Origin of the sequence: Streptomyces sp. NBC_01551 (assembly GCF_026339935.1) — a bacterium.
GTDB lineage: Bacteria > Actinomycetota > Actinomycetes > Streptomycetales > Streptomycetaceae > Streptomyces.
On the sequence record NZ_JAPEPX010000001.1, the window covers coordinates 4,683,222 to 4,696,149 of the forward strand.

Below are 12,928 nucleotides of genomic sequence, written 5' to 3' on the forward strand. Positions count from 1 at the left end.
GGGGCGGCAGTGGCAACGGACGTACGCGAACCCGCCGTTGCGCCGCGACGGCCGCGGCCGGCACCCGACGCCGAGGACGAGAAGCGCTGGGGCCGGATCACCACCCCGCGCACGCTGCTCTCGCGGGCGCTGTCCGTACCGCTCATCCTCGGCTTCACCGTCTTCCTGCCGCTGTTCGTCGCCGTCCAGTCGGGCGACGGGCAGCGCGACGCGGCCTACTGGCTCCAGCTCCTGCTCACCATGTACGCGGGCGCCCGGCTCTCCGCGATGGTGCTGACCAGCCGGCGCAAGCTGCTCCAGGGCTCGTTCTGGCTCTTCGTCTACATGGCGATGGGCGTGGCCCCGCTCGCCCAGGCCGTCCTCGGCCGGGTCCCGACCCCCGTGGTCGGACCGCGCTCCGACCTCACGCTCGCCATCGGGCTGGTGCTGCTCGGCTGTACGGCGTTCGACGTGGGCGTCCTGCTCGCCCGCCACCGCCCTGCGGGCCGCGCGGGCGGCTCCCAGAAGGAGCCGCGGCCGGTCATGGCGCACCGGCGCCGCCTCCAGCTCCTCACGGGGATCGCGTTCCTGTGCAGCGCGGCGTTCATCATGAAGCTCGGCGGCCCGGCGGTGTTCTTCTCCAGCCGCCAGGAGATCATCGCGGGCATCGAGGAGGCGGGCGTCTCCAACGGCGACGGCCAGGCCGGCCAGGCGCTCCTGCGCGGCTTCGGCACGGTACCGGCGCTGCTGTCCCTGCTCCTCTACACCCGCTGGCTGATCACCTCGACGTACGCCCGCCGCAAGGTCTCGGTCATCGCCACCTGGGCGGCGCTCGCCGTCCTCAACCTGGTGGTCAACAACCCGGTCTCGAACCCGCGGTACTGGTTCCTCACGGTGCTGTTCGCGCTGCTGTTCACCGTCTTCCCGGTGAGCGCGGCGATGTACCGGGTGGCGCTGTCGATGGCGGTGGTCGTCGCCCTGCTGGTCTTCCCGTTCGCGGACCGCTTCCGGTACGACGAGAAGAACTACAAGCCGGTCGAGACCACTTCCTTCCTGGAGCCGATGGCCCTCAAGGACTACGACCAGATCGGCATGTTCGCCAACACCATCACCTTCTCCGATTCCGGCCCCGGACACTTCTACGGGCGCCAGCTCGCCGGCTCGGTCTTCTTCGCGGTGCCGCGCTCGGTGTGGCCGGGCAAGCCGCGCGACACGGGCGTGATGGTCGGGCAGTGGATGGGCACGGTCAACACCAACCTCTCCTCCCCGATCTGGGCGGAGCTGTGGATCGACTTCGGTCCACTGGGCATGGGCGCGGGCCTCCTCGCCCTGGGTTACGCCGCCGCGCGCGTGGACCGCCGCTACGCCAGACGCGCCACCCGCCGCTCGCCCCCGGGCAGCCTGATCTCGGTGGTGGTCCCCCTCGTCGCGGGCTACTCCTTCATCCTCCTGCGGGGCCCCCTCCTCCAGGCCTCGGGCCGCGTCGCCATCGCCGCCCTCTGCCTGGCCCTGGTGGCCACCTACCGCCAGGACAGGTCCACCACCCTCCACTGACGCGGCCCGGTGCCCTCCGCGCCGCCGTTGTCTACCGCGCCGCGTCGGCGACGGAGGCGGGGGCCTGGGCGGGGCCGGCGGCCGGGGCGGGGAGGCGGGTGACGCGGAGCCAGGCGGCGGTGGCCTTGAGGGCCGAGCCGGCCGCCAGGCCCCAGGCGGCGCCCGTCACGCCGAACGCCGCGTAGCCGCCGAGAAGCAGGGCCACCGACAGCAGGGAGAAGACGACCTGGAGGGACAGGGTGGCCTTCGGGTTCAGGACGCGCAGGGTGAGCAGGGCGCAGGTGCCCAGGCCCATCACCGCGTACTGCGCCCCCGTCGCCGGGAGGAGCGCGGAGGTCGCCGCCCAGGTGCCGCCCAGGAGGTGGCGGCCCGGGCCGGCGGGGAGGGAGTGGAGCACGGCCGCCCATCCGGCGGCCAGCAGGGCCAGCGCGCCGCCCATCAGGGCCGTGAGCCGGACCACGCCGCGCTTTCCCGAAGCGCGCCCCACCACCGGCGGCCCGAACGCGTTCGCCGAGTTGAACAGGACGTTCAGCGGGCCGAAGAGGGTCGTGGCGCCGCGTAGCGCGCCCACCGCCAGAGGGGTGGCGAACAGACCCAGGCCCAGCACCGCCAGCTGGCTGGAGCCGTTGCCCACCGCGAACTCGATCACGAAGCGCCGGCCGAGGTGCCCGCGGCGCAGGTACGGGCGGACGTCGGCGCCGATCCCGCGCACGTACGGCCGGAGCAGCCACAGGCCCAGCCCCAGCGCCGGCAGCGCCGAGACGCCCCACACCAGCACCAGCCGCCCGGCCGAGGCCCCCGAGGGCTGGATCGCCAGCGCCGCGACCACGCACGCCAGCCGCAACGCGTCGGCGGCCAGTGCCCGCTGCGGCGCCCGCAGCGCCGAGAAGCAGTACCGCAGCCCGTCCTGCACCAGCACCAGCGGCAGTACGAGGCCCAGCGCGAGGAACGCCCACCCCGACGGCCCCGGCAGCAACAGCCCCACACCCGCGAGCACCGCGCCGACCACCATCGACGCCGCGCCCGTGAACGCCACCGCGGACCGGCACACCGCCCCGAGCCCGTCGCCCTTCTCCAGCACCACCGTCTGGCCGACGTACGCCATGTTCAGCCCGAGCAGCACGCTGAAGGCGACGTACACCATCGAGAAGTCGGCGAAGCCGGCCGCCGACGACAGCCGCGCGGCCAGTACCAGCACCAGGATGTTCGTGGCGCTGGACGCCGCCTGGTCCAGGATCGAGGAGACCGCCGCGAGGCCTCGCCGGCTCACCTGCGGCCCGTACGGACCGTGCGCAGGGCGACGGTGTCGGTGCCGTCCCCGGGAATCGGCGGCTGATCCGGATCGTCCTCGTCCACCGCGGGCACCGGCCCGGCGGCCGGCGTCGAAGGAGCGGGCGCCGTGCCCTTGCGGCCCCGGCCGCGCTTGTCGCCCGGAAGCGGCGCGTGCAGCACCGCGCCCAGCACCGTGCCCCCGGCCCCGCTGATCAGCTCCCGGATCCGGGACAGGTCGCTGCGGTGCACGGCGCGCGGGTCGCAGACGACGAGGACGCCGTCCACGCGGTCGACCAGGGCCAGCGCGTCCGCGTACGAGAGCACCGGCGGCGCGAGCACCACGACCGTCGAGTTGGGCGAGTCGGCCTCGGAGATCAGCCGGGTGGTTTGCGGCGAGGTCAGCGCGCGGGCCACGTTGCGGGCCCGCTCGCCCGGGATCAGGTCGAACGCGCCCGACTCCCCGGCGTCCACGACGAGCTGCCGCCCGCCGGGCCAGTCGGTGTCCCCGTGCCCGGGGTGTCCGCCGGAGCCCGCGCCGTCCGGCAGCCGGCTCCAACGGGGCCGCCCGCCCGCGTCGGTCGGCAGCTGGCTGGCCAGCACCGGCGTACGCAGGTCGGCCTCGATGAGCAGCACGTCCTTGCCGGTCTCCGCGAAGGACGCGGCCAGGTTCACGGCCACGGCGGCGGCCATCTCGCTGCTGCCGCGCGGGGCCACCACCAGCAGTCGGCGCCGGTCGGCGAACCGGGCGTCGTAGGCGAGCCGGAACGCCACCGAGCGGAACTCCTCGGCGAGCCGGGGATCCTCCTCGCCCGCCGCGAGCAGCGGCCCGCCGTCGGTCTTGCCCCGCGGCAGGGAGCCCAGCACGGGCGCGCGCAGGGACCGGGCGACGTCGCCCTCGGAGCGCGGCGCCGGGTCGAAGACGAGCCGTACCCACGCGGCGAGCAGGCCGAGGGCGAGGCCCACGGCTGCCCCGAGCGTGAGCGACATGGGCAGGCCCGGGCCGTCGGGCGCGGTGGGCGCGGTCGCCGGGCTGGTGACCCGGCCCGGGGTCATGTCCAGGGCTTCCAGCTTGGTGATGCTGCTGTTGTAGCGGCCGACCTCGCTCTGCAGGTCCGTCTTGCTGGAGTTGGCGGCGTCGCGCGCGGATCCGGCCGGCATCCGGGCGATGTCCTTGGCGAGCTCGTCCAGTTGCTTGGCCACCGGGTCGCGCTGGTCCTGGTAGCCCTTGACCATCTTGTCGCGCGTGACGTCGAGGGCCTCCTGCCGCTTCAGCAGGTACGCCTCGGTCAGCGCGTTCGCGCGCCGGGCGGCCTCCTTGGGGGAGGAGGAGGTGTAGGTGAAGCGGAGCACCATCGTCTGCGGCGGGTTCGTCACCTGGAGCCCGCTGCGCAGGGCGGCGAGGCCGGTCGCGGAGACGCCGAGCTTCTTCGCCGCCTCGGTGGCTATGGAGCTGGAGAGCGCGACCTGCCGCTCGGAGCCGATGTTGATCGCCTTGTCGGGCGCGAGGCTCGGGTTGAACGGGTCGTCGGTCGGCGCGCGCAGCACGATGTCCGCGACGGAGACGTACGTGTCGGCGGTGGAGATGCCGAGGTAGACGCCGCCCAGCAAGCCGATCCCGATGCCGGCCCCGATGAGGCGGCGGTAGCGAAGGAGCTGGCGGAACTGGTCGCGCAGCAGGTCGGGTTCGTCCTCGGCCGGGGGTCCCGCCGGGCGGTTCGTCTCGATCACGGCCGGGTACCCCCAAGTGCTTCGTCGATCAGTGCGTCGATGCGGGCCAGGCCCGCCTCGCGGCTCAGGTGCGCCGCCACGTGGCGCGGTCCGGCCGCTCCCAGCCGGTCCGCGCCCTCGGGGTCCTGGGCCAGCGCCCGTACGGCCTTCAGCAGGGCCCCCGGATCCTCCGGCGCCACGAGCACCCCCGCGCCCGAACGCTCCACTTCCTGGGCGGTGCCGCCCCGCGCCGCGACGGAGGCGACGACGGGCCGGCCGGCCTGGAAGTAGGAGGTGAGTTTGGACGGCACGCTCATGTCCATCACGGCGGCGTGCTGCGTGACCGCGAGGACGTCCGCCGCGGCGAGGACATCCGGGAACTCGCCGTCCGCGGCAGGGGGGATGATGTCCAGATTCGGTACGTCGGCCGCGAGGTCGGCGAGGGCCGCGCGCTGGCTGCCGTCGCCCATGAGGACGAAGCGGACGTCCGGATCCAGCCGTGCCGCGCCGACCAGGACTTCGAGACCCTGCTTGAGGCCCATGTTCCCGGAGTGCAGGACGACCGTCTGGCCGGGGGCCCAGCCGAGGTGCCGCCGGGTCTCCCCGCGCGGCTTCGTCGGCAGCGGCACGTGCGACCAGTTGGGCACGAGCCGGATCTTCGCCGGGTCCACGCCCATCCCGACGACGCGATCCACGAAGGTCTCGTGGATCACGCCGACCAGGGTGGCCCGCCTGAGCGTGTACGCCTCGGCGCGCCCGGCGATCACGGCGGCCTTGTCGCCACCGCTGATCCCGCTCTGCGCGGCGGCGGCGCCCATCAGGTCCTGGACCACCGGGACGAACGGGACCTTCCAGCGCGCCGCGAGCCGGGCGGCCGTCACCCCGCCCGCCAGGCTGGGCATTTGGGCCAGGATCGCGTCCGGCCTCGGCATCCGGGGCGGGGCCACGGCGCCGTGCAGCAGAATCGATCCTTCGAACAGGGCCCGCTTCACGGCGGTCTGACGGGCCGGCACCGTGTGCGCGCGCCGGTGCACCGTGACCCCCGCGCGCCGTTCCGTGCGCCGGAGCGCCCCCTTGTACTCCGGCTCCAGGGACCACGCCGGGTAGTGCGGCATACCCGCGAGGACGTGGGTCTCGTGGCCGAGATCTGCCCAGTGCTCCGCGATCTGCGTGGCGTACGGGCCAATGCCCGCGTGCTCGGGAGCGTAATTGGTGGAAACCAGCAGCAAGCGCCGGTGACCGGATCTGGACACTGAACGTCCCCTTCTCCCCTGGATGATGCGCACGTCACCCTATTCGTTCACCGTCCTGGTGCGGAACGTGCACGCTATTGTCTGCTAATCCGCCACACCGGGGGGTGTGGCTGCTGGGGGGTAACAATGACGGAGCGCGACATGTCCGACCTTGGCGCCGGCGCGCGCAGACCATACCGAGTCGGCTACGCGCCGGGCGCCTACGACCTGTTCCACATCGGGCACCTCAACATCCTGCGCCACGCCCGGAGTCAGTGCGACTACCTGGTGGCCGGAGTCGTCTCCGACGAGATGGCCGAACGGGCCAAGGGGCGCCGCCCGATGATCCCTCTCGTCGAGCGGCTGGAAATCGTCCGCAGCGTCAAGTACGTGGACGCCGCCTTCGTCGAGACGGTCCCGGACAAGGTGGAGACCTGGAAGCAGGTCCGCTTCGACGTCATCTTCAAGGGCGACGACTGGCGGGGCACGCCCAAGGGCGACAAGCTGGAACGGGACTTCGCCCCGGTCGGCGTCGACGTCGTCTACTTCCCCTACACCGTGCACACGTCCAGCACCCAGCTGCGCCGGGCGCTGGACGCGCTGTCGCAGCCCCTCAGCGCGGAACGGCGCTGAGCTCCCGGAACCACTTCGCGAGGAACGCCAGCAGGAACAGCCCGGCGACCGCGCCCAGTCCCACGTACGCCCAGCGGAACAGCTCCCCGCCGCCGAGCAGCAGGAACACCAGGCAGAACACCCCGTAGTCCACGGGCAGCAACGCCACCGCGCGCACCGTCGACGGCGCGGCGGCGGGGCTCCCGGGCGCGGGCTTCGGCTTCAGCTTCTCGGTCAGCAGCCCCCCGAAGAAGGTGACGACCGAGGCGAACTGGAACCCCAGCGGCACCAGCAGCCAGCCGTCGCCCCCGGTCCCGTACGCGTCCGGGAAGCGGTAGAAGGCGATCAGCACGCAGGTGTGCAGCGCGGTCAGCTTGGCGCAGTCCACGACGTGGTCGAGCCACTCGCCGGCCGCGCTCCCACCCCCGCGCAGCCGGGCCAGCTGCCCGTCCGCGGAGTCGAAGGCGAACCCGACCGCGAGCGCGGCCCATACGGCGACCCCCAGCCCCCACGAGGGCGCGGCGAGCGCGACGGCGGCGACGGCGGCGAAGCTGAACAGGGCGCTGACCAGCGTCACCTGATTTGGGGTCAGCCCGAGCGCGTACGACCCGGCGGCCAGGTACCGCCCGGCGGGCCGGTTGGCGAACCGCGAGTAGAGCGACACGCCCTTCGCCGACTTCTGCGCCCCGCGCAGCTCCCGCAGAGCGGTCCCGAAGCTCGCCATCTACGCATGCCCCCTTGAACGTGTGTGCGTGTGAACGTGTGTGCGCAAGAAGGCCACATCATCGCAGCACGAACGAAGGCTTCCGCTCCGGATCCACCACCCTGACGTCCGCAAGCAGCAGTACGGACAGATTCGCGGCGGCGGTGAGCACGGCCGCCACCAGCAGCGGGGCCGCCGTCCCGGTGACGGCGGCGAGCGGCGCGGCCACCGCCAGCCCCAGCGGGCGGGCCGCGAACGAGATCAGGGTGTCGAAGGAGCCCACCCGCCCCAGGGTCTCCAGCGGGATCCGGCGCTGGATCTCCGTCTCCCACAGGGGACTCAGCACCCCCACGCCGAACATGGCGGCGCAGAAGGCGACCGCCGTCACGGCCAGCGGCAGCCGCAGCGCGAACGCGGTGAGCGGCAGGGCCTGGAGGGAGGAGGCCACGGCCACCCCGACCAGCGGCCGCCGCACGGGCAGCCGCCCCGCCGCCCAGACCCCCACGACCAGCCCGGTGGTGCCCACTTGGGCGACGACCACCCAGGCGCCCGCCCCGCCCAGGCTCTCCACCGCGATCAGCGGGCCGAGGGTGAGCAGCAGCCCGGCCGCGAGATGCCAGACGCCGTGGGCGAGCACGTTGGCCAGGAACCACGGGTGCCGCCGGGTCTCCACCCAGCCTGCCCGCAGCTCGGAGCCGAACCCGGCGCGCGCGGCGGTGCGCGGGGGCGGCGGCGTGCGCACCCCGCCGAGGGTGAGCGCGGAGCAGACGAACAGCGCGCCGGTCAGCAGCGAGGACCAGCCGGCCCCGACGGCCAGCACCACCCCGCCCGCGGCGGCGGGCCCGGCCAGCTGGGCGATCCCGCCCGCCACTCCGAGCCGGGCGTTGACCCGCAGCCGGACCGCGTCGGGGACCGCGGCGGCGACCAGCGTCCGGGCCGAGGGATTGCCGAAGGCCACGGCGGCCCCGGTCAGGGCGGCGAGCGCCGCGAGCGCGGGGATCCGTACGGGCCCGGCCAGCAGCACCGCGCCGGTGCCCAGTTGCGCGGCGGCCCGGACGAGGTCGGAGGCGAGCACCACCCGGCGGGCCGGGTAGCGGTCGGCGGCCACGCCCGCGAGGGGCAGCAGGAGCACCATCGGGAGCATCTCGGCGGCGAGTACCAGCCCCAGGTCCGCGGCCGAACCGGTGCGGACCACCGCGAGGGTGAGGGTGGTGGGGACCAGGGCCGAGGCGAAGGAGGCGAAGGTGCGGCCGGTGAGCAGCCGCCAGATCGTCGGGGTCATGCCAGGGACGATATTTCGCCAGCGAATCATTCGTCAACGAAATGCTTCAGCCCGGGTGCGATACTTCCGCCCATGGAGAAGGAGCGAACCGAGGATTCCGTCGACCGGCACATCGCCCGCTGGACCGGCAAGGTTCCCTTCGACGCGCCCACGGAGGCGGTCATCACCCGCATCCAGCTGCTCGCCAAGCACGTGAAGGCCGGCAAGGAACGGGCCCTGGCCGAGACCGGCCTCCAGGAGTTCGAGTTCGAGACCCTGCACCGGGTCGCCTCCCGGGGCGCACCCTGGCGGGCCCCCTCGGCGGAACTCGCCGCCGAACTGCTGCTCTCCCCGGCCGGGATGACGGGCCGGCTCGACACCCTGGAGAAGTCCGGGCTGATCCGGCGGCTGCGCGCGGCCGGCGACCGCCGCCGGGTCGAGGTCGAGCTCACCGACGAGGGCCACCGGCGCTGGACCGAGGCCATGCGCTGGCGCGGCATCGCCGAGGCGGAACTGATCGCACCCCTCGACGACACCGACCGCGCCGACCTCGCCGCCCTCCTCAAGCGCATGCTGCTCCAGGCCGAGACCCCGCCGGGCCGCTGAGCCCGGCGTCACCGTCGGCCCGGCGCCGCCGTCGGCCCAGGACCTAGACCACCACCCTCAGCAGCAGCACCGACCGCGCCGGCACCGTCAGGGTCTCGCCGCCCCGGTGGCGGGTGGACGGTGGGGTCGCCTGGTCCTCGCGGGAGGTGTCCAGGACCAGTTCGTACGCCGACGCCCACGGCTCGGCCGGCAGGGTCCACGCCACCGGCCGGTCCCCGGCGTGCAGCAGTGCCAGGAAGCTGTCGTCCGTCACCTTGCGGCCCCGCTCGTCGCGCCCCGGGATGTCCCGGCCCGACAGGTACAGGCCCAGCGCGGCCGCCGGCGCGTACCAGTCCCGCTCCGTCATCTCCGCCCCCGCCGGGGTGAACCAGGCCAGGTCCCGCAGCCCGTCCGCGCCCTGCGGACGCCCCGAGAAGAACGCCCGCCGCCGCAGCACCGGGTGCTCGTGGCGCAGCGCGATCAGCCTGCGGGCCAGGCCGAACAGGTCCTGCCAGGACGGGTCCGACAGCAGCGACCAGTCCACCCACCCCGTCTCGTTGTCCTGGCAGTACGCGTTGTTGTTGCCGCCCTGCGTCCGCCCGAACTCGTCGCCCGCCACCAGCATCGGCACCCCGGTCGACAGCAGCAGGGTGGTCAGCAGGTTCCGCAGCTGCCGCCGCCGCAGGATCCCGATCCGGACGTCCTGCGTCTCCCCTTCCGCCCCGCAGTTCCACGACCGGTTGTCGTTCGTCCCGTCCCGGCCCGCCTCCCCGTTCGCGTCGTTGTGCTTGCGCTCGTAGGACACCAGGTCGCGCAGCGTGAACCCGTCGTGCGCGGTGATGAAGTTGACCGAGGCGTACGGCCGCCGCCCGCCCCACGCGTACAGGTCGCTCGACCCCGACAGCCGGTACCCCAGATCCCGTACGTCGGGCAGCGCACCCCGCCAGAAATCGCGTACGGCGTCCCGGTACCGGTCGTTCCACTCCGTCCACAGCGGCGGGAAGGCGCCCACCTGGTAGCCGCCCGAGCCCACGTCCCACGGCTCCGCGATCAGCTTGACCCGGCGCAGCACCGGGTCCTGGGCGATCACCGCCAGGAACGGCGACAGCATGTCCACGTCGTGCATGGAGCGGGCCAGCGCCGCCGCCAGGTCGAAGCGGAAGCCGTCCACCCCCATCTCCGTCACCCAGTACCGCAGCGAGTCCGTGATGAGGCGCAGCACGTGCGGCCGCCCCGCGTGCAGGGTGTTCCCGCAGCCCGTGTAGTCGGCGTACCGGCGCTGGTCGGACTGGAGCCGGTAGTAGCCCCGGTTGTCGATCCCGCGCAGCGACAGCGTCGGGCCCAGCTCGCCCGCCTCCGCCGTGTGGTTGTAGACCACGTCCAGGATGACCTCGATCCCGGCCGCGTGCAGGGCCCGCACCATCCGCTTGAACTCGCCGACCTGCTGGCCGGCCGTACCGCTCGACGAGTAGCCCGCGTGCGGCGCGAAGTAGCCGATCGAGTTGTAGCCCCAGTAGTTGCGCAAGCCGCGCCGCAGCAGGTGGTCCTCGTGCGCGAACTGGTGCACCGGCAGCAGCTCCACCGCCGTCACGCCGAGGTTCGTCAGGTGCTCGACGGCCGCCGGGTGGGCGAGCCCCGCGTACGTGCCGCGCAGCTCCTCGGGAACACCCGGATGGCGCATCGTGAACCCGCGCACGTGCAGCTCGTAGATCACCGAGTCGGCCCACGGCGTCTTCGGCCGGACGTCGTCCGCCCAGTCGTCGTCATCGTGGACCACGACCCCCTTGGGGACGTGCGGGGCCGAGTCCCGGTCGTCGCGCACGGTGTCCGCGATGTACTGCTGCGGCCAGTCGCGCACGTGCCCGTACACCTCCGGCGGCAGCGTGAAGTCGCCGTCCACCGCCCGGGCGTACGGGTCCAGCAGCAGCTTGGCCGGATTGTGCCGGGAGCCCGTCCAGGGGTCCCAGCGCCCGTGCACCCGGAACCCGTACCGCTGCCCGGGGCGCACGCCGGGCACGAAGCCGTGCCAGATCTCGTGCGTGAGCTCGGTCAGCGCGCACCGGGTCTCACCGCCGTCGGAGTCGAACAGGCACAGCTCCACCGCCTCCGCGCCCTGTGCCCACAGCGCGAAGTTGGTGCCCGCCGTGCCGTCCGGGCCCTGGTGGAAGCGGGCCCCGAGCGGATGCGAGGACCCCGGCCACACCGCCGGCCCCGGGCGCACGGAGGCCCGTAACGGCTGCCCCTTGCCCGGCGCCTTGGGCCGGCCGTTCACCTGCCCGTTCACCTGCCCGGTGGTCTGCCCGTTCACCTGTCCGATCGCCTGGTCGCTCACCTGTCCGTTCGCCTGGCCCTTCAGCCGGCCGCCGGACCGGACGTACGGCGGACCGCCGGCCCGCCCGTCCGGCGGCGGCCCGCTCACCTGGGGTACGGGCGCGGGCTCGCCGCCCCGCACCCCGTTCCCCGCGTTCGACGCGTCTGCGGCGGCATCCACCGCCTCATGTTCGGCTGCGCTCGACACTGCCCGCCTCCACGGCTCCTGGGTACCGGCGGGGGTGGGGAATGCGGCCCTGGCGTCCCGGCCAGGGCCCGCCCCCGTCTGGTCCTTCCCACTGTTCTGCCCGGACAGTTCTGCCCGGAACGTGTGGCGCGCTCACGTTTCCCCCGGAGGGCCCCGGTCGTTGGAGGGACGTGACTCTTGTGACGAGGCGGGGATGGGCGGGCCTGGCCGCCGTGGCGGCGTGGGCGGGCCTCCTGGGCGGCCTGGCCGGATGCACCGAGGGCGGCGGCTCCCCGGTGGAGATCCAGCTGCCGGGCAAACCCCGCTCGCCGGACGAGGCCATCCGGATCACCCCGGACGACAACGCCAAGGGGGTGCCGGCCGAGGGCCCGCTGAGCGTCTCGGTGCCCGAGGGCCGGCTGGAGCGGGTCGTGGTGACCAAGGTGGAGGACGCCCAGCAGGAACAGGTTTCCGGCTCCATCGCCGAGGACGGCCTCAGCTGGAGCCCCGACCAGGCCGCCGGGCGGCTCGCGCTGGCCGCCAAGTACACCGTGGACGCCGTCGCCCTCGACGGGCACAACCGCCGCCAGGCCCGGCACACCACCTTCACCACCTTCGTCCCCGAGGACCGGTTCATCGGCTACTTCAAGCCCGAGAACCGCTCGACCGTCGGCACCGGCATGATCGTCTCCTTCAACTTCAACCAGTCCATCAAGCAGCGGGCCGACGTGGAGAAGGCCATCACCGTCACCGCCGACCCCAAGACGGAGGTCGTCGGCCACTGGTTCGGCGACCAGCGCCTCGATTTCCGGCCCCAGCGGTACTGGCAGCCCGGCACCAAGGTCACGGTGCGGGTGAACCTCCGCGATGTCGAGGGCGCACCCGGGTCGTACGGAATCCAGGACAAGACGATCACCTTCACCGTCGGCCGCTCCCAGGTCTCCACCGTGGACGCCGCCGAGCACACCATGGAGGTCCGCCGCGAGGGCGAGCTGATCTCCACCGTGCCGATCAGCGCCGGGGCGCCCAAGAACACCACGTACAACGGGAAAATGGTGGTGATGGAGCTGTTCGACGTCACCCGCATGAACGGCCAGACCGTCGGCTTCGGCGGCGAGTACGACATCCCCGACGTCCCGCACGCCATGCGGCTCACCAGCTCCGGGACCTTCCTGCACGGCAACTACTGGGCCAGCCCCGACACCTTCGGCTCCACCAACACCAGCCACGGCTGCATCGGCCTGCGCGACGACAAGGGCGGCGGCTCGGACACCCCGGCCGGCTGGTTCTTCGACCGGACCCTGGTCGGGGACGTCGTGGAGGTCGTGAACTCGCAGGACAAGACGGTCGCCCCGAACAACGGACTGGGCGGCTGGAACATGTCCTGGGCCGACTGGGTCGCCGGCTCGGCGCGCACGTGAGGGTGATCGCTGTGATCGGAATGCCGTAGTACGGGGTGCGCCTCCCGCACTCTCGTACGACACTCCCGCCAGCCTGTCAGGGCACCACTCGCAGGCGACGGACGG

General features: G+C 73.4%; 10 protein-coding genes. 4 read left to right on the top strand and 6 right to left on the bottom strand.

The window, feature by feature from the left end; translation table 11 throughout:
* Nucleotides 1-96 precede the first annotated feature (96 nt).
* Entirely contained in the window at nt 97-1,533 is a 1,437-nt protein-coding gene (locus OG982_RS21350; RefSeq protein ID WP_266791810.1) for a hypothetical protein, read from the top strand.
* 31 nt (nt 1,534-1,564) lie between these two features.
* Here the strand turns inward: OG982_RS21350 and OG982_RS21355 are convergent, their stop codons facing one another.
* The 3 genes from OG982_RS21355 to OG982_RS21365 are packed head-to-tail and all read right to left on the bottom strand — an operon-like array spanning nt 1,565 to nt 5,735.
* Nucleotides 1,565-2,803 carry a hypothetical protein gene (locus tag OG982_RS21355; RefSeq protein ID WP_266784358.1) on the bottom strand — a complete coding sequence of 413 codons (1,239 nt, stop codon included), beginning with the start codon at nt 2,801-2,803 and terminating at the stop codon, nt 1,565-1,567.
* A complete protein-coding gene (locus OG982_RS21360) occupies nt 2,800-4,533 on the bottom strand; it encodes a lipopolysaccharide biosynthesis protein (RefSeq protein WP_266784356.1) in 1,734 nt (577 codons plus the stop codon). Before OG982_RS21360 ends, OG982_RS21355 begins: the two co-directional genes overlap by 4 nt.
* Nucleotides 4,530-5,735: a glycosyltransferase family 4 protein gene (locus OG982_RS21365; protein WP_266791808.1), complete on the bottom strand. Its 1,206-nt coding sequence runs from the start codon at nt 5,733-5,735 to the stop codon at nt 4,530-4,532. The genes OG982_RS21360 and OG982_RS21365 overlap by 4 nt, the downstream gene beginning before the upstream one ends.
* A gap of 171 nt (nt 5,736-5,906) precedes the next feature.
* Between OG982_RS21365 and OG982_RS21370 the strand changes: the two genes are divergently transcribed.
* Nucleotides 5,907-6,377: an adenylyltransferase/cytidyltransferase family protein gene (locus tag OG982_RS21370; RefSeq protein ID WP_266784354.1), complete on the top strand. Its 471-nt coding sequence runs from the start codon at nt 5,907-5,909 to the stop codon at nt 6,375-6,377.
* Here the strand turns inward: OG982_RS21370 and OG982_RS21375 are convergent.
* Both OG982_RS21375 and OG982_RS21380 read right to left on the bottom strand, forming a co-directional pair.
* On the bottom strand, nt 6,358-7,080 hold the full coding sequence (locus OG982_RS21375; RefSeq protein ID WP_266949109.1) for a CDP-alcohol phosphatidyltransferase family protein: 723 nt from the start codon (nt 7,078-7,080) through the stop codon (nt 6,358-6,360). The genes OG982_RS21370 and OG982_RS21375 overlap by 20 nt on opposite strands.
* A 58-nt stretch (nt 7,081-7,138) precedes the next feature.
* Entirely contained in the window at nt 7,139-8,341 is a 1,203-nt protein-coding gene (locus OG982_RS21380) for an MFS transporter (protein ID WP_266949111.1), read from the bottom strand.
* 72 nt (nt 8,342-8,413) lie between these two features.
* Between OG982_RS21380 and OG982_RS21385 the strand changes: the two genes are divergently transcribed.
* Nucleotides 8,414-8,926 carry a MarR family winged helix-turn-helix transcriptional regulator gene (locus OG982_RS21385; RefSeq protein WP_266784348.1) on the top strand — a complete coding sequence of 171 codons (513 nt, stop codon included), beginning with the start codon at nt 8,414-8,416 and terminating at the stop codon, nt 8,924-8,926.
* A gap of 43 nt (nt 8,927-8,969) precedes the next feature.
* On the opposite strand, the gene glgX is transcribed toward OG982_RS21385, so the two are convergent.
* Nucleotides 8,970-11,126, bottom strand: a complete 2,157-nt coding sequence (glgX, locus tag OG982_RS21390) for a glycogen debranching protein GlgX (RefSeq protein ID WP_266791806.1) — start codon at nt 11,124-11,126, stop codon at nt 8,970-8,972.
* 467 nt (nt 11,127-11,593) lie between these two features.
* Between glgX and OG982_RS21395 the strand changes: the two genes are divergently transcribed.
* Nucleotides 11,594-12,823, top strand: a complete 1,230-nt coding sequence (locus OG982_RS21395; protein ID WP_266784346.1) for an Ig-like domain-containing protein — start codon at nt 11,594-11,596, stop codon at nt 12,821-12,823.
* Nucleotides 12,824-12,928 lie beyond the last annotated feature (105 nt).

Coding starts and splice junctions, on each gene's coding strand:
- OG982_RS21370 (WP_266784354.1), top strand. CDS start 5,907: ATGTCCGACCTTGGCGCCGGCGCGCGCAGACCATACCGAGTCGGCTAC.
- OG982_RS21375 (WP_266949109.1), bottom strand. CDS start 7,080: ATGGCGAGCTTCGGGACCGCTCTGCGGGAGCTGCGCGGGGCGCAGAAG.
- OG982_RS21380 (WP_266949111.1), bottom strand. CDS start 8,341: ATGACCCCGACGATCTGGCGGCTGCTCACCGGCCGCACCTTCGCCTCC.
- OG982_RS21385 (WP_266784348.1), top strand. CDS start 8,414: ATGGAGAAGGAGCGAACCGAGGATTCCGTCGACCGGCACATCGCCCGC.